This is a genomic window from Enterococcus sp. HMSC072F02 (assembly GCF_001837725.1).
GTDB classification, from domain to species: Bacteria; Bacillota; Bacilli; order Lactobacillales; family Enterococcaceae; genus Enterococcus_B; species Enterococcus_B lactis.
Window position 1 is genome coordinate 1 of the sequence record NZ_KV833900.1, and the last position, 627, is coordinate 627.

A 627-nucleotide genomic window follows, 5' to 3' on the forward strand; every position below is an offset into this window, starting at 1 on the left:
CGTAACAGACTTGACTTATGTACGAGTCGGGAAAAAATGGAATTATGTCTGTTTCATTTTGGATCTGTTCAATCGAGAAATTCTCGGCTATTCTTGTGGAGAACATAAAGATGCCGTTCTAGTAAAAAAAGCATTTAGCCGTATCAAACAACCTCTGACAGAGGTTGAGATTTTTCATACTGATCGTGGAAAAGAGTTTGATAACCAAGCTATTGATGAATTATTAACAACTTTTGACATCAATCGATCATTGAGTCATAAAGGCTGTCCTTTTGATAATGCCGTAGCTGAATCAACTTATAAGTCGTTGAAAGTAGAATTTGTCTATCAATACACATTTGAAACCTTACAACAATTGGATTTGGAGTTATTTGACTATGTCAATTGGTGGAACCACCTTCGGTTGCACGGTACACTTGGCTACGAGACACCGGTTGGTTACCGTAACCAGAGATTGGCGCAGCGAATCCTTGATAATGAGCTCGGATGTGCTAACGCTAGCGAGGCAGTCTAACTTTAACTGTTAGCTCCTGCCGAAGATCGTCACATCCGAGGAGGCTCATTGTCAAGGACAATCGGAATAGCATACGGAAAGAAGTTATGCACCTTATAAAATTTGTCAAAAAA

1 pseudogene is annotated in these 627 nt (G+C 39.6%); it reads left to right on the forward strand.

The annotated features are described in order from the left end of the window. A pseudogene (locus HMPREF2731_RS02060) lies at positions 1-514 on the forward strand (IS3-like element IS1485 family transposase); the annotation flags it as partial. Between the last annotated feature and the right edge of the window lie 113 nt (positions 515-627).